Below are 14,209 nucleotides of genomic sequence, written 5' to 3' on the forward strand. Positions count from 1 at the left end.
TTTTTGTGGCACACTCATGGCATGACCGCCATTCCGATCCGTGAACTGTCACATCACACCGCACGGACATTGGCACTGGTCAAGGCGGGAGAGACAGTCGATATCACCGAGCGTGGCACTGTCATCGGCCGAATCGTTCCGGTGGACCCGACCCGCGATGTGCGGGCTCGTCTGACGGCCGAAGGCCGGATGCGGCCCGCGTCGAGGGGTCGCGCCGACTTGCTCGCCGACCTTCGCCGTCGGATCGATCGAGCACCCGTGGACACCGCGGGCCGCGCCGGTGCGGCGTTGCAGGAACTGCGCGACGACGAGCGGTATTGATGCTGTATCTCGACACCAGCGCGCTGGTCAAACTGGTCCACCCGGAAGCCGAGACCGCTGCACTCGTGCGCTGGCTTCAAGAACACTCGGACCTCCCCTGGGTCGCGTCGGCGCTCGTAGAAGTCGAACTGGTCCGTGCCGTGCGGGCCGCCGAACCCGCAGATCTCGTGCACGTTCCCACAGTGCTGGCGCGAGTCGACATGGTGGAGATCGATGGAATCGTCCGGGCGAACGCCGCCGCGGTATCACCGGCAACCGTGCGCAGTCTGGACGCGATCCACCTGGCCACGGCCCTCGAGTTGGCCGCAGACCTGACCGCGCTCGTCGCCTACGACAAACGTCTCGGTGAGGCGGCGGAAGCCGCTGGATTGGTCTGGGCCGCACCACACCGAGAATCCTGAAACGCCCTGTCGAGCCCTGAATCATCCTGTGGTGCACTCGACTCCGAAGGCGAGAGTCACCCTCGTCGGCCGGTCACTCCTCCGCGGGAAGCGTGATCTCGGCACGCATCCGCTCGTTCGGTGTCCCGATTTCCCAGAACCGAGCGATGCCGGTCGCGTTGCGGTATGCGCCGGTACCACCGGTAATCGCCAGATCGAGCGGGCTCGTACCCTGAACCCACACCGCCTGCATGGTCAGCGATCCCCGTTCGAGCTGAGCGGTCAGCACGCATTGCATGGTGATCTCGGCACCCTCGATATGGACGTTCTGGCATGCTCCACCACCGTGCCCGATCTGGCGACCATCTTGGTGGATACCGCCCGAGTAGACAGTCAGATCACCGAGACTCGCGCCGGGCTTGTCGAGGTCCGCGCCCGCGAGCTGATCGGTCAGAGCGGCTGCCTCGATGATCTCGACCCGCTTCTGCGGCGCGGCCGTCTCGGTGGTGTCCGCGCCGCAGGCGATCAGCCCACCACCGACCAGCAGGGCGCCGGCCATTGCGCTGACCATCCTGCTGATGGCGGACCTCTCGTACGACATGTTCTTCTCCTCACTGGCAGGGACTCCCGACCTGCCTCGTTGGTGGGGCGGCGTGACGTCCCGGTTGCGTGCGATTCGGCAGTCACCGGAACACCGGGTTTCGACCGCCTCACCAGAACGACGACACGAAGCGGCGAAATGTCAGGCCCGCGTACGCCCATGAGCTGACCTGGACGCGGAACCGTTCGACACGAGCCCCGTCGATGCTCGCGACACCACCGCAGCCCGGGCGAAACGAGTAATCGTCGTGTCAGTGGTCGTGACAGCGGCGTGACAGGTGGGTGTCAGGTCGGGCGCCGATGGTTGTCGCATGACGAATTCAGCGATTGCGGTCTCCGGACTGCGAAAGGCTTACGGGGACAAGGTCGTGCTCGACGGCATCGATCTGGATGTCCGTGCGGGCACGATCTTTTCCCTGCTCGGCCCGAACGGGGCGGGTAAGACGACGACGGTGAACGTGCTGAGCACGCTGATCGCGGCGGACGGCGGCTCGGTACGGATCGCGGGCCACGACATCGCGACCGAGGCGAAGGCCGTGCGCGCGGCGATCGGGGTCACCGGTCAGTTCGCGGCGGTGGACGAGCTGCTGACGGGGCGGGAGAACCTGCAACTGATGGTGGACCTCACCGGAACCCCGGCCAAAGAGGGCAAGCGGATCGTCACCGAGCTGCTGGAACGCTTCGAGCTGAGCGAGGCGGCGCAGAAGCCCGCGTCGACCTACTCCGGCGGTATGCGCCGAAAGCTCGACCTGGCGATGACGCTCGTCGGCAGCCCGCGGATCATCTTCCTGGACGAGCCGACGACGGGACTGGACCCGCGCAGCCGCCGCACCATGTGGTCGATCATCCGTGACCTGGTGGCCGACGGCGTGACCATCTTCCTCACCACGCAGTACCTCGAGGAGGCGGACCAGCTCGCCGACCGCATCGCGGTGCTCGACAACGGCCGCTTGGTCGCCGAGGGCACTCCCGACGAACTCAAGCGCCAGATCCCGGGAACCCACGTCCGGCTCCGGTTCACCGAGGTCGCCCAGCTCGACGCGGCCGCGCGTCTCTTCCCCGACACCACGCGCGACGACGAGGCGCTGACCCTGCGGGTTCCCAGCGATGGCGGGACGAGGTCGCTCCGCGCCCTGCTGGACCGGCTCGACGAGTACTCGCTCAGCGCCGAGGAGTTCTCCGTGCACACCCCCGACCTCGACGACGTCTTCCTCACCCTGACCGGCCACACCACGGAGGTTTTCGCGAAATGAGCACCCAGTCCCACTCGATGGTCATGTTGCGCCGCAACTTCAAACACATCGCCCGAAACCCGACTTCGGTGTTCAACGCGGTCCTGATGCCGATCATCATCATGTTGATGTTCGTGTACATGTTCGGCGACGCGTTCGACGTCGGCGTCGACTACATCGACTACGCGACGCCGGGACTGATCCTGCTGGCCGTCTGCTACGGGCTGGGAGCCACCGCGACCGCGGTGAACTCCGACATGACGACGGGCATCATCAACCGGTTCAAGGTCATGGACGTCTCCCGTGGCGCGGTGCTGACCGGCCACGTCGTCGCCACCGTGTTGACCAACCTGGTCGCCATCGCCGCCCTCCTCGGCGTGGCGTTCCTGCTGGGATTCGATCCGTCGGCGAATGTCCTCGATTGGCTCGGCGTCGTCGGCATGGTCGTGCTGCTCGGTTTCGCGGCGGGCTGGCTCACGATCGCCCTGGGTTTGGCGGCGAAGTCTCCGGAGACGGCGGGTATGGCGTCCGTGCCGCTGGTCATGCTGCCGTTCTTCAGCAGCGCGATCGTGCCCGCGGAGAAGATGGGCCCGGGTCTGCGGCAGTTCGCGGAGTATCAGCCGTTCACGCCGATCATCGAAACCATGCGCGGGCTGCTCGTCGGCGCGCCGGACACCGGCGACGCGCTCACCGCGGTCGCCTGGTGCGTCGGTATCGCTGTCGTCGGATACCTGTGGGCGCGTTCCACATTCACGAAGCGAGCGTGACCGCGACCAGCTCGCTCCAGCTCGTCTCCGTACCCTCCCGCACCGCCTCGGCGAACCCCTTGTCGCCGAGGCGGTTTCGCGCTGCCTGCTCGATCCGGGCCACGTCCGGGTGGGAACGATCCGGCAGGCCGCGCAGGTCGGCGCTCGCCGCGAGCAGCCGTGCGGCTTGTCCGTATTGTTCGGAACGCAGCGCCAGATCCGCGATCCCGACGAGTACCTGGGCGATCAGGAGTGGGTACCCCACCTCGGATGCCGCGTGGAAAGCCGCGACGCGATGCGCACGGGTCTCGTCGAAATCCTCGGCAAGGTAACCGAGCAGATCGTGTTTCAGCGCGCAGATGTTCGCCCGCTCGGCGTCATCGCCCAGTATCGCGGTCGCGACGTCGAGTTGCCGGTGTAGCTGTTCGGCGTCGCCGCTCCAGCGCGCGAGTTCCGCCTTCGACAGCGCCAGCTCGGCGAGCACGATCGGCCAGGAGACGCGTTCCGCGAACCGCTGCGCCTCCGCCATCGCCGCCGCGCTCGACTCCACATCGCCGGAGAGCCAGTACAACTGGGCTTGCCGCGACCGCATCGGCACGACGTCCTCGACGGCGCCGATCTCGGCGACGATCGCGATCGCCTGTTCGTAGTGCTCGCACGCGGCGGCGAACTCGCCGCGCACGGCGATTCGATTCGCCAGCTCGGTCTGGGCGAACGAAATCCCCCACCGTTCGCCGAGCGCGCGAAACTCGTCGAGCGCGTTCTCGAGACATGTGTCCGCCTCCCGGCCGCCCTGCCCCAGCTGGATGCGCGTCTTGCCGAGTTGCAGCCTGCCGAGGGCGCGCACCCAAGGGTCCTCGTCGTCCAGCAGCGCTTCCCACGCGGGCAAGAAAGCGTCCGGCCCGTGCAACAGGCGTTCCAGCGGGGTGAGCACCCTCAGCACCGGGTGATGGGTCCGAATCTTCCTGCTCAGTTCGTAGCCTTTGCGGATCCACTCCTCCGCCTGATACTGGTCGCTCTGCGGCCCGGAGGTGACGAACTGTACGACGAACGCGTACACCATGGCCCTTGTCTCGTCCGCCACCTCGCCGGGCATCGCCGCCGCCGCCATGATCAGTTCGTTGGCCTCGGCCTTGTGCCCGGCGAGCCACCAGTACCAGCCCGCGGCGGCGGCGAGCCGCATTGCCCCGTCCGCGTCACCGGCGGCCAGCGCTCCGCGCATCGCGGCGGCGATGTTGTCGTGCTCGGCCTCGAGCGTGGCCAGCCATGTCAGTTGCTCGGCGCGGCGCAGATGGGGATCCGCGATCTCGGCGAGTTCGGTGCAATACGCGAGATGCGCACGCCGTGCCCGATCCGACTCCCCCGCCTCCGCGAGACGTTGCTCGGCGTACTCCTTGATCGTGCCGAGCATCCGGTAGCGCGGCGCCCGGTCGTCCACGGTGAGCACAAGCGATTTCTCGGTCAGCGCGGTCAGCAATTCGAGCACGTCACCCGTGTCGACCGCATCGCCAGCGCAAACCCGCTCGGCTGCTTCCAAACTCGCGCCGCCCGAGAACACGGCGAGCCTGCGCAGCACGGCTCGCTCGGCGTCGCTGAGCAGCTCCCAGCTCCAGTCGACCACGGCGCGCAGCGTCTTGTGCCGCGGCAGCGCGGTGCGGCTTCCGCCGGTCAGCAGGCGGAACCGGTCGTCGAGCCGATGGGCGAGCTGATCGAGGGACATGGTGCGCAACCTGGCCGCGGCGAGTTCGATGGCCAGCGGCATCCCGTCCAGCGCCCGGCAGACGCGCGCCGCGGTCGACAAGGTGCCCGCGTCGGTCGCGAGGTCCTTGTTCACCGCACCCGCTCGGTCCACCAGCAGCCGGATGGCCGGCGCGGACTCGATCTCGCCGGGGTCGGCGTCCTCCGCGGGCAGGGCCAATGGCACGACCGGCCATAGCGCTTCACCGGTGATGCCGAGCGGTTCCCTGCTCGTCGCCAGAATCCGGAGCTGCCTGCACTCCCCGAGCACTCGATGGGCGAACGCCGCCGCCGACTCGATCACGTGCTCGCAGTTGTCCAGAATCAGCAACATCGACCGCTCACGGATCGCCGCGACGACCCGGTCGGTCGGCTCGGCGTCCGGCGCCTCGCCGAGCAGCGCATAGCGCATTTTGAGCGCGGCGAGGGTCGCTTGCGCGACGTTGTTGCCGCCGCCCGTGTCACCATCGGCGCCGATGGCCGCGAGCTCGACGAGCCAGACACCGTCCGGCAGATCACCGAGCAACGTGCGTGCGGTTTCGGTGGCCAGCCTGGTCTTTCCCGAGCCGCCGGGTCCGATCAGCGTGGTGAGCCGATGTTCGGCGTTGAGTTCGCGGACCGCGGCGACATCGGCGTTCTTGCCGACGAAACTGGTCAGCTCGGCGCGCAAGTTGGTCTTGCGGTTGTCCTCCCGCCGTCCCAACTCGCCACGCAGCAGTGCCACGTGCAATGCCGACAGCTCCGGTGCGGGGTCGACACCGAGCTCGTCGGCCAGGGTCTCTCTGGTGCGCTCGAACACGAGCAGCGCCTCGGTGTCACGACCGCTCGCGACGAGGGCGCGCATCAACGCGGCGACGAGCCGTTCGCGCACCGGATGCGCGGCCACCAAGTCGGTCAGCTCCGTGACCAGCTCCGCGCCGTGGCCGAGGCCGATCTCCGCATCGAACCGATCCTCCATGGCGGTCAGGCGCAGCCCCTCGAGACGGGTGACCGCCGCGTCGAACGCCGCGCTCTCCCGCAAACCGATGTCCTGCATGGCCGCGCCGCGCCACAGTGCGAGGGCCTCGCGCAACCGCCGCACTGGATCCTCGTCGTTGCGGGCCTTGGCGAGGAGGCGTTCGAACCGCACCGCGTCGACGGCATCGGGTTCCACCCGTAGCCGGTAGCCGTCCGGCTGGCCCTCGATCGCCCCGTCCGGCAGCGCCTTCCGCAGCCGGGAAACCAAGCGTTGCAGGGCATTCGCCGCGTCAGCGGGTGGGTTCTCACCCCAGATCCAGTCGACGAGCGTGGCTTTCGGGACCGCGTGACCCGGTTCGAGCGCGAGCGCGATCAACAGCCCGCGCAACCGCGCGCCCGGCACGTCGGCGAGAACACCGTCGTCCGTGCGCACCTCGAATGGTCCAAGAATCCCGATCTGCACCCGGCTGATCTTGCCATGGTCCATCAACGGACGTCCGGCCGCCGATCTGGCGCGGAAGGCCGGTACGCCGTCGAATTTCGCCTCGTCACCGCACGATTCACGCGTCGCTCGGACAGCGGTCGGGGGCCTGTCGACCACGTCTCCGGTGTCAGAGCCGTGTCAGTCGCATGACAGGTCGGTCGGCGACCGTGGTCGCTACAACCGATACGAAAGGCAATCCGATGAGTGGAACGGTTCCCATCCCGCACGGCCTCCCCATGGAACGCGATGCGGGCCCCTTCGCCCCGCCCAGCGAGATCACCCGGCTGCGCGACGCTCGCCCGGTCAGCCCCTTGATGTTCCCCGACGGCCACGAGGGTTGGCTCGTCACCGGATACGACGCGGTCCGCCAGGTCATGGCCGACACCCGCTTCAGCTCGCGCCAGGACATCGGCGTCCTGCACGTGCCGTACGAGACACCAGGCATGCCCGTCCCCACGGAACCGTCCCCGCAGATTCCCGGCTTGTTCATCGCCATGGACCCGCCGGACCACACCCGGCTGCGGCGCATGCTCACCGGCGCCTTCACCGTCAAACGCATGAAGCAGCTCGAAGAGCACATCATCGACGTCGCCGAGCGGCAACTGGACGCGATGGCGCGGATGGCGCCTCCGGTCGACCTGGTCAAGGAATTCGCGCTGCCGGTGCCGTCCCTGGTGATCTGCGAAATGCTCGGCGTCCCCTACGCGGACCGGGCGACCTTCCAGGTCAACTCCGCCAAGTTCTTGGTCAAGGATCAGGCGCTCGAGGAGAAGATGGCCGCGTACGGCGCGATGACCACCTACCTCGTCGAACTGGTCGTCCGCAAGCGCGCCGAACCCGGCGACGACATACTGTCCGACCTGGCGCGCCACGACGAGCTCAGCGTCGAGGAGCTGACCGGCATCGCCTTCCTGCTGCTGCTCGCGGGTCACGAGACCACCGCGAACATGCTGGGACTCGGCACCTTCGCGCTCCTCGAACACCCCGAGCAGCTGGCCGAGCTGCGCGCGAACCCGGACCTGCTGCCCGCTGCCGTCGAGGAACTCCTGCGCTACCTGTCCGTCGCCGACATCTTCTACCGCTACGCCACCGACGACATCGAGATCGGCGGCGAAACGATCGCCAAGGGATCGACCGTCGTCGTCTCGCTGCTCGCCGCCAACCGCGACCCCGAGCGCTTCGACGACCCCGACACCCTGGACATCCGTCGCGAGGCCCGCGGTCGCCTCGCTTTCGGTCACGGCATCCACACCTGTCTCGGCCAGCAACTCGCCCGCATCGAGATGCGCGCCGGTTTCGCGGGATTGTTGCGTCGCTTCCCGACGCTCGAGCTCGCCATCCCCGCCGACGAGGTGCGGCTGCGGACCGACATGAACATCTACGGCGTCCACGAGCTGCCGGTCACCTGGACGGCCTCGTAGCCCGTCGGTCACGAAAGGAGAGGACGAGAGTTGCGAATCTCAGTGGATCGGGAGCGCTGTATCGGCGCGGGCATGTGCGCTCTCCTCGCGCCCGCGGTCTTCGATCAAGACGACACCGACGGCAGGGTGCGGTTGCTCGATTCGAACCCGCGGCACGGCCACTCGGCACTGCGGGAGGCCTTGGACGCCTGCCCGTCCGGGGCGCTCGAAATCGACGAGGCCTGACCGCCGACCCGGCGTCGGGCGTGGCCACGACGTGCCGCTGTCACGGCGCCGGGCGACGTCTTCCAGGCCGAATCCCGTGTCAGCGGCCGTGTCAGTCGGGTGTCAGGTCGGTATCAGCCGCGCTGGCGACAGTATTCCTGTGAACAGCACAGCAGTTGCGGCTTCCGGGCTGCGAAACGTGTACGGGGACAAGATGATCCACGCGGGTATGGATCTGCGGATCGGCACCGGCCGCTACCCGGTGCTCGGTACGGAATGGCTCGCCCGCGGGACGCGGTTCTTGCGCGGGGAGCACGTCTTCGCCCAGCTGATCCGCTTCGCCTTGGTCGGCGGTTCCAGCAATATCGCCTACGTCCTGCTGTTCATGGCCATGAGCGGGTTCGGCCCGCTGGTCGCCAATATCGCGGGCTCGATCGTCAGCACGGTGATCGCGAACGAACTGCACCGGCAGCTCACCTTCCACGCGGCCGGACGGGTCGGCTGGTTCACCGCGCAGTGGGAAGGCGGTGGGCTGGCGCTGATCGGCCTGCTGATCTCCACGGCGGCGCTGGCCGGGCTCGAGTTCTCGGCGCCCGGCCTAGGCGAGTTCGCGCAGGCGGGCGCCGTGATCGCCATCATGGCGGCGGTCGGCGGTATGCGGTTCCTGGCGCTGCGCGGCTTCGTCTTCTGAAACGCATGGGCGCGTACCGCTTGACTCTCCCGTAGCTGGAAATCCGAGGCTCGATCGAAGCCCTACAGAAGGAGACACCGTGAAACTCGATCTGGCCAAGAGCGACAAGCAGTACTACACCGCGCCGACCGACCCGGTCTTGCGCACTTTCGACGGCTACGACTACGCCGCCATCACCGGCAAGGGCGCACCCACCGGCCCCGAGTACACCGAGGCCGTCGCGCTGCTCTATCGGTCCGCCTACCGGGCCAAGAAGCTCGCCAAGGCGGACGGACGAGATTTCGTGGTGCCCAAGCTCGAGGGCCTGTGGTGGGTCGAATCCGACGAGCCGCCGCTGTCGGTGCCGCGCGAGGAGTGGCACTGGACGATGATGATCCGCATGCCGGAAGGGGTCACCGCGGCGATGATCGGCGAGGGGCCCGTGCGTTTCGAGCGGCTAGTCGAGGGCGAGGCGGTCCAAGCGCTGCACGTCGGGCCATACGCGACGGAACCGGAGACTCTGGCACGGATGGAAGCCTTCATGGCGGCCGAGGGGCTGGCGGTGACCGGCCGCCATCACGAGATCTATCTGACCGACCCGCGCAAGAGCGCGGGCGACCGCACCAGGACGATCCTGCGGCACCCGGTGCGGCGCTCGGCTTGATCAGCCGATCAGGCCGGATTCACCACTTGCGACCGGTGTAGGCCAGTAGCTTGCGGTGCGGCGGCGCGTCGGCCGGAATCGGCACCTCGGCCTCGTAGATCCCCGGCGTGCGGTAGACGTCGATGCCACCCATGCTCCGCATCGTCTCCAGCATCTCGGCGCACAGCGCGTCGTCGGCCAGATCGGGGCGGTCGATCGCCAAGGCGATGTCCACGCCGTGCACCACGATCTCGGTGAGGTGGATCATCGCGGCGGCCGGTCCCGGCGTCGGGCCGAGACCGAGATGCACCGTCGCGGTCGGCACGTCGGGCCTGCGCCACGCGGCGCGGTCCACCTCCGCGGCGGCCGCGTAGGCGCCCTGCGGATCGCCGCCCAGCCAGTCGTCGCCGCGCGCGCTGCGCGGATCGTTCCCACTCAGCGCGGCCGCGTACGTATGCATCCCACCCACCGTGTGGTTCAGCACCGCCCGCACATCCCAGTCGCTGCACGGCGTCGGCGCGGCGAGCAGGTCGTCGTCGACTGCGGCGACGATGGCGCCGGTCATGTCGAGCGCGCGGTCGATGTGGCCGATCAGAGTGTCCATGGGCATCCTTCGGTCGAGCGGAGTTGGAGCATTGATAGCACGACCGGCTGACACGTGTCGGCCGACGCAGCGGGGACCACACCTGCCCCGCGTCACGGCGAAAACGCTTGTGCCCGGCGGAAAATCGGGAATCCACGGCGACGAAAGCATTCACCTGCGCTGGTGAAAGCGTTGTGCGTCAAGAGAATTGGCGATCGCTGCGGTGACCGCTCGAAAGAGCGGTTCTGGAACCGGTTCCGGCACGAGCTGTGACCAACTCGGCACTCGCGCCGAGTGTCAGCCCACTCGACAACGTGCCACGGGGAACTCGAAATCCCCGGCCGGTGAGCGCGACAACGCTACCGCGGCAACGGCGCTCAACCGGTTTGCGGGCGCCCCTCCGCACCCGCGTCGTCGGGCCCGTCGGCGCGCTGCACGGCGCCGTGGTCGGTCCCCTCGTCGGCCTCCTGATCCGGTTCCGGATGCTCGGGTTCGAAGGTCGGCGGCAGATTCTTCAGGTGCCGGTTCATCGAGCGCACCAGCAGGAAGGTGCCAGCGAGCAGCAGCAGGATGATGGCCAGACCCAGCGGCGAGGCCTTGCCGAATTCGGGACCCGTCGGAGTGTTCGGGGTTTGCGCGAGTAGGACCAACATCACCGGGTCGCGTCCTCGATGCCCGCGAACAGGTCGTTCTCCGGGATGGCGGTGCGCACGCGGGTCTTGGCCAGCTCGAACTCCTCGGTCGGCCACAGCCGCTGCTGCATCTCCAGCGGGATCGCGAAGAACGCGCCGTTCGGATCGATCTGGGTGGCGTGCGCGCGCAGCGCGTCGTCCCGCTGCGGGAAGTACTTGCCGCACTCGATCTGGGTGGTGACCCTGGACATCACGTCGCCGCGCTCCACCGCGTAGGCGCGGATGCGGTCCAGCCACTCCTGCAACGGGAAGGGCTCACCCATCTGCTCGTACTCGGCGGCGAACAGCTCCAGCCGCTTCATGCTGAACCCGTGGTCGTAGTAGAGCTTGAGCGGCGTCCACGGCTCGCCCGCGTCGGGGAAGCGCTCCGGATCGCCCGCCGCCTCGAACGCGGCGACCGACACCTGGTGGCAGCGGATGTGGTCGGGGTGCGGATAGCCGCCGGTCTCGTCGTAGGTGGTGATCACGTGCGGCCGGAACTCGCGGACCACCCGGACCAGCGCCTCGGTCGCCTCCTCCAGCGGAACCAGCGCGAAGCAGCCCTCGGGCAGCGGCGGCAGCGGGTCGCCCTCCGGCAGGCCGGAGTCGACGAAACCGAGCCAGGTCTGGCGCACGCCGAGCGCGCGGGCCGCGGCCGCCATCTCCTCGCGACGGATCTCATCGATGCGCTCCAGCACCCCGGGTGTGTCCATCGCGGGGTTGAGGATGCTGCCGCGTTCGCCGCCGGTCAACGTCACGATGAGGACCTCGTGGCCCTCGTCGGCGTATCGGGCGGTCGTCGCGGCACCCTTGCTGGATTCGTCGTCTGGGTGGGCGTGCACCGCCATGAGGCGAAGGCCACTCACGTCTGTTCACCGTCGCTCTCGGTCGCGGGTGTCGGGTCTTCGTTCCCTATAGTTCCATTCGACCGTCTTTTGTTCCGACGTACCCCCCGGGAGCGACCAGTGACGAGCGATCCGACGCCCGCGAGCAGCGGCGACTCGGCCGCCGACCAGGCGGCGCGACACGCCGACCGCTACGGGACGAAACCGCGGACGCCGCGCCGCACACTGGCGCTGGCATTGGGCGTCGTCGTGATCGCCGCGGGCATGGGCGTCGCCTTCCTCGGATTCCAGAAGTTCGGGCCGAAGGACATCGACGCCGAGCAGCTCGGCTACACGATCGTCGACGACTCGACCATGACGATCCGGCTGAAGGTCACCCGCGACGAGCCCGGCGAACCGGTCGTCTGCTTCGTCCGCGCGATGGACCGCGACGGCGCCGAGGTGGGCCGCCGCGAGGTGCTGATCGCTGCGTCGCCGAGCGGAACCGTCGAACTCACCACCACGGTTCGCTCCTCCGCGCGACCCGCCGCGGGCAACGTCTACGGGTGCAGCGACCACGTTCCGGAATACCTCCGCGCGGGCTGATCGCCCGCCCAGATCGGACCATTCGGAAGCGAATCGGCGGCGCGACGCCGACAAAACAAACTCCGACCTGCATGTTTGTGATTCATGCTAAAATGGCGTGATACACGGTTCCGCACCCCGGAGCCGTGTTTGCTGCATTGGCGGCCAGCGCTGCACGTTCCGGGTTTTCGGGTTTGCCCGGAACGTCCTGTTGGGGTCCGAGGAACCAACCCCCGGGGATCGCTCTAGCCGTCGGCTGGTGCATGCCCGCCCCAAGGTGGGTAATGCAGCAGTGCATCAGGGAATCCCGGCCCGCCGGGAACAACTACTAGGGAGTGATCGAGATGACCGAGACGAACGTGACCTGGCTGACCCAGGAGTCGCACGACAGGCTCAAGGGCGAACTCGACGCGCTCATCGCCAACCGTCCGGTCATCGCCGCGGAGATCAACGAACGTCGGGAAGAGGGCGACCTCAAGGAGAACGGCGGGTACCACGCCGCGCGCGAAGAGCAGGGCCAGCAGGAAGCCCGCATTCGCCAGCTCCAGGAGTTGCTGAACACCGCCAAGGTCGGCGTCGCGCCGACCAAGTCCGGCGTCGCGCTGCCGGGCTCGGTCGTGAAGGTCTACTACGACGGCGACGAGTCCGACACCGAGACCTTCCTCATCGCGACCCGCGAAGAGGGCCTGCGCGGCAATTCCAACCTGGAGACCTACTCGCCGAACTCCCCGCTCGGCGGCGCGCTCATCGACGCGAAGGTCGGCGAGACCCGCGAGTACACGCTGCCGAACGGCAACACCATGAAGGTGACGCTGGTCAGCGCCGAGCCGTACCACAGCTGATCGCGCCGCGCGCCCGCCGTCGGCGCGCAGACACCGGCCCGGTCGCCGACCGGGTCCGCCACGAGAAAACCCGACAGATACGCGAGCGGCCGCACTCGATCCCGAATGCGGCCGCTTCGTCGTATCCATCCCTGTCTCTGTTCTTACTTCGCGAGCGCCTGCTCGACGTCGGCCAGCAGGTCGCTGATGTCCTCGATGCCGACCGAGAGCCGCACCAGATCGGCGGGCACCTCCAGCAGCGAGCCCTCGGTGGACGCGTGCGTCATGGCGCCGGGGTGCTCGATCAGCGATTCGATGCCGCCGAGCGACTCGGCCAGGGTGAAGATCTTGGTGCGCGAGCAGAAGTCCAGCGCGGCTTCCTTGCCGCCGTGCAGGCGCACCGAGATCATGCCGCCGAACCGGCGCATCTGCTTGTCGGCCACCACGTGTCCGGGGTGCTCGGGCAGGCCGGGGTAGATGACCTGGGAGATGGCCGGATGCTTGGCGAGGAACTCGGCGAGGGTTTCCGCGTTGTCGCAGTGGCGCTCCATGCGCACCGCGAGCGTCTTGGCGCCGCGCATCGTGAGGTACGCGTCGAACGGGCCGGGCACCGCGCCCGCGCCGTTCTGCAGGAAGGCGAAGGCCGCGTCGAGTTCCTTGTCGTTGGTGATCAGCGCGCCGCCGACCACGTCGGAGTGGCCGCCGAGGTACTTGGTGGTCGAGTGCACCACGATGTCGGCGCCCAGCAGCAGCGGCTGCTGCAGGTACGGGGTGGCGAAGGTGTTGTCCACCACCAGCTTCGCGCCCGCGGCGTGCGCGATGTCGGCGAGCGCGGGGATGTCGCCGATGCTGAGCAGCGGGTTGGTCGGGGTCTCGACCCAGATGAGCTTGGTGTTCGGGCGGATCGCCGCGCGCATCTCGTCGGTGTTGAACACGTGCGCGGGCGAGTGCTCGATGCCCCACTGGCTGAACACTTTGTCGATCAGCCGGAAGGTGCCGCCGTAGGCGTCGTCCGGGATGACGATGTGATCGCCGGGCCGCAGCGTCGCGCGCAGCGCGCAGTCGGTCGCGGCCATGCCGGACGCGAAAGCCCTTCCGTAGCGGCCCGATTCGAGCGCGGCGAGGTTCGCTTCCAGCGCCGTCCGGGTCGGGTTGCCGGTGCGGGCGTACTCGTAGCCGCCGCGCAGCCCGCCCACACCGTCCTGGGCGAAGGTCGAGCTCGCGTAGATGGGCACGTTGACCGCGCCGGTCTGGGGATCGGGATCGAATCCGGCGTGCACGGCGCGTGTGGAGAATCCCAGCTCACTCATGGGGACAGCGTAGAGAAGCC

At 68.3% G+C, this 14,209-nt stretch carries 16 protein-coding genes; 10 read left to right on the top strand and 6 right to left on the bottom strand.

All coding sequences use genetic code 11. From position 1 onward, the window contains the following. The first annotated feature begins 21 nt into the window (after nucleotides 1–21). Nucleotides 22–321 (top strand): prevent-host-death family protein, encoded by a 300-nt coding sequence (locus ABZV58_RS21745; protein WP_355001960.1) that lies wholly within the window; start codon nucleotides 22–24, stop codon nucleotides 319–321. After that, complete coding sequence (locus ABZV58_RS21750) at nucleotides 321–722, top strand: type II toxin-antitoxin system VapC family toxin (RefSeq protein WP_355001961.1); 402 nt, start codon at nucleotides 321–323, stop codon at nucleotides 720–722. The genes ABZV58_RS21745 and ABZV58_RS21750 overlap by 1 nt, the downstream gene beginning before the upstream one ends. Nucleotides 723–795: 73 nt before the next feature. On the opposite strand, the gene ABZV58_RS21755 is transcribed toward ABZV58_RS21750, so the two are convergent. Next, a complete protein-coding gene (locus tag ABZV58_RS21755) occupies nucleotides 796–1,302 on the bottom strand; it encodes a hypothetical protein (protein ID WP_355001962.1) in 507 nt (168 codons plus the stop codon). A 310-nt stretch (nucleotides 1,303–1,612) separates the two neighbouring features. Between ABZV58_RS21755 and ABZV58_RS21760 the strand changes: the two genes are divergently transcribed. Both ABZV58_RS21760 and ABZV58_RS21765 read left to right on the top strand, forming a co-directional pair. After that, nucleotides 1,613–2,554, top strand: a complete 942-nt coding sequence (locus tag ABZV58_RS21760) for an ATP-binding cassette domain-containing protein (RefSeq protein WP_355001963.1) — start codon at nucleotides 1,613–1,615, stop codon at nucleotides 2,552–2,554. Further along, complete coding sequence (locus ABZV58_RS21765; protein WP_355001964.1) at nucleotides 2,551–3,300, top strand: ABC transporter permease; 750 nt, start codon at nucleotides 2,551–2,553, stop codon at nucleotides 3,298–3,300. The genes ABZV58_RS21760 and ABZV58_RS21765 overlap by 4 nt, the downstream gene beginning before the upstream one ends. Here ABZV58_RS21765 and ABZV58_RS21770 read toward each other — a convergent pair. Then, entirely contained in the window at nucleotides 3,284–6,574 is a 3,291-nt protein-coding gene (locus tag ABZV58_RS21770; protein WP_355001965.1) for a BTAD domain-containing putative transcriptional regulator, read from the bottom strand. The genes ABZV58_RS21765 and ABZV58_RS21770 overlap by 17 nt on opposite strands. An 83-nt stretch (nucleotides 6,575–6,657) precedes the next feature. Here ABZV58_RS21770 and ABZV58_RS21775 point away from each other — a divergent pair, with 83 nt between their 5' ends. The 4 genes from ABZV58_RS21775 (at nucleotide 6,658) to ABZV58_RS21790 (ending at nucleotide 9,416) form a co-directional block, all read left to right on the top strand. Further along, nucleotides 6,658–7,878 carry a cytochrome P450 gene (locus ABZV58_RS21775; protein ID WP_355001966.1) on the top strand — a complete coding sequence of 407 codons (1,221 nt, stop codon included), beginning with the start codon at nucleotides 6,658–6,660 and terminating at the stop codon, nucleotides 7,876–7,878. 30 nt (nucleotides 7,879–7,908) lie between these two features. Beyond that, nucleotides 7,909–8,103 carry a ferredoxin gene (locus tag ABZV58_RS21780; protein ID WP_355001967.1) on the top strand — a complete coding sequence of 65 codons (195 nt, stop codon included), beginning with the start codon at nucleotides 7,909–7,911 and terminating at the stop codon, nucleotides 8,101–8,103. Nucleotides 8,104–8,242: 139 nt separating this feature from the next. Continuing rightward, on the top strand, nucleotides 8,243–8,773 hold the full coding sequence (locus ABZV58_RS21785) for a GtrA family protein (protein ID WP_355001968.1): 531 nt from the start codon (nucleotides 8,243–8,245) through the stop codon (nucleotides 8,771–8,773). Nucleotides 8,774–8,852: 79 nt separating this feature from the next. Continuing rightward, on the top strand, nucleotides 8,853–9,416 hold the full coding sequence (locus ABZV58_RS21790; RefSeq protein ID WP_355001969.1) for a GyrI-like domain-containing protein: 564 nt from the start codon (nucleotides 8,853–8,855) through the stop codon (nucleotides 9,414–9,416). A gap of 19 nt (nucleotides 9,417–9,435) precedes the next feature. Here ABZV58_RS21790 and ABZV58_RS21795 read toward each other — a convergent pair whose 3' ends face one another. From ABZV58_RS21795 to mca, 3 genes are all read right to left on the bottom strand, one after another. Continuing rightward, nucleotides 9,436–9,999: a TIGR03086 family metal-binding protein gene (locus tag ABZV58_RS21795; RefSeq protein ID WP_355001970.1), complete on the bottom strand. Its 564-nt coding sequence runs from the start codon at nucleotides 9,997–9,999 to the stop codon at nucleotides 9,436–9,438. Between the two features lie 356 nt (nucleotides 10,000–10,355). Then, entirely contained in the window at nucleotides 10,356–10,631 is a 276-nt protein-coding gene (locus ABZV58_RS21800; protein ID WP_355001971.1) for a hypothetical protein, read from the bottom strand. Beyond that, a complete protein-coding gene (mca, locus tag ABZV58_RS21805; RefSeq protein WP_355002221.1) occupies nucleotides 10,631–11,497 on the bottom strand; it encodes a mycothiol conjugate amidase Mca in 867 nt (288 codons plus the stop codon). The genes ABZV58_RS21800 and mca overlap by 1 nt, the downstream gene beginning before the upstream one ends. A 117-nt stretch (nucleotides 11,498–11,614) precedes the next feature. On the opposite strand from mca, the gene ABZV58_RS21810 reads away from it, so the two are divergent. Next, nucleotides 11,615–12,079: a DUF4307 domain-containing protein gene (locus ABZV58_RS21810; protein ID WP_355001972.1), complete on the top strand. Its 465-nt coding sequence runs from the start codon at nucleotides 11,615–11,617 to the stop codon at nucleotides 12,077–12,079. A 323-nt stretch (nucleotides 12,080–12,402) separates the two neighbouring features. Continuing rightward, nucleotides 12,403–12,900 carry a transcription elongation factor GreA gene (gene greA, locus ABZV58_RS21815; protein ID WP_355001973.1) on the top strand — a complete coding sequence of 166 codons (498 nt, stop codon included), beginning with the start codon at nucleotides 12,403–12,405 and terminating at the stop codon, nucleotides 12,898–12,900. Between the two features lie 143 nt (nucleotides 12,901–13,043). Here greA and ABZV58_RS21820 read toward each other — a convergent pair whose 3' ends face one another. After that, a complete protein-coding gene (locus ABZV58_RS21820; RefSeq protein WP_355001974.1) occupies nucleotides 13,044–14,189 on the bottom strand; it encodes a cystathionine gamma-synthase in 1,146 nt (381 codons plus the stop codon). Between the last annotated feature and the right edge of the window lie 20 nt (nucleotides 14,190–14,209).

The sequence above is a fragment of the Nocardia sp. NPDC004654 genome, assembly GCF_040609595.1.
In the GTDB taxonomy this organism is placed as follows: Bacteria; Actinomycetota; Actinomycetes; order Mycobacteriales; family Mycobacteriaceae; genus Nocardia.

Bases quoted from the DNA above. Each gene is read 5' to 3' on its own strand.
- ABZV58_RS21745 (WP_355001960.1), top strand. From the start codon at position 22: ATGACCGCCATTCCGATCCGTGAACTGTCACATCACACCGCACGGACA.
- ABZV58_RS21750 (WP_355001961.1), top strand. From the start codon at position 321: ATGCTGTATCTCGACACCAGCGCGCTGGTCAAACTGGTCCACCCGGAA.
- ABZV58_RS21755 (WP_355001962.1), bottom strand. From the start codon at position 1,302: ATGTCGTACGAGAGGTCCGCCATCAGCAGGATGGTCAGCGCAATGGCC.
- ABZV58_RS21760 (WP_355001963.1), top strand. From the start codon at position 1,613: ATGACGAATTCAGCGATTGCGGTCTCCGGACTGCGAAAGGCTTACGGG.
- ABZV58_RS21765 (WP_355001964.1), top strand. From the start codon at position 2,551: ATGAGCACCCAGTCCCACTCGATGGTCATGTTGCGCCGCAACTTCAAA.
- ABZV58_RS21775 (WP_355001966.1), top strand. From the start codon at position 6,658: ATGAGTGGAACGGTTCCCATCCCGCACGGCCTCCCCATGGAACGCGAT.
- ABZV58_RS21795 (WP_355001970.1), bottom strand. From the start codon at position 9,999: ATGGACACTCTGATCGGCCACATCGACCGCGCGCTCGACATGACCGGC.
- ABZV58_RS21800 (WP_355001971.1), bottom strand. From the start codon at position 10,631: ATGTTGGTCCTACTCGCGCAAACCCCGAACACTCCGACGGGTCCCGAA.
- mca (WP_355002221.1), bottom strand. From the start codon at position 11,497: ATGGCGGTGCACGCCCACCCAGACGACGAATCCAGCAAGGGTGCCGCG.
- greA (WP_355001973.1), top strand. From the start codon at position 12,403: ATGACCGAGACGAACGTGACCTGGCTGACCCAGGAGTCGCACGACAGG.
- ABZV58_RS21820 (WP_355001974.1), bottom strand. From the start codon at position 14,189: ATGAGTGAGCTGGGATTCTCCACACGCGCCGTGCACGCCGGATTCGAT.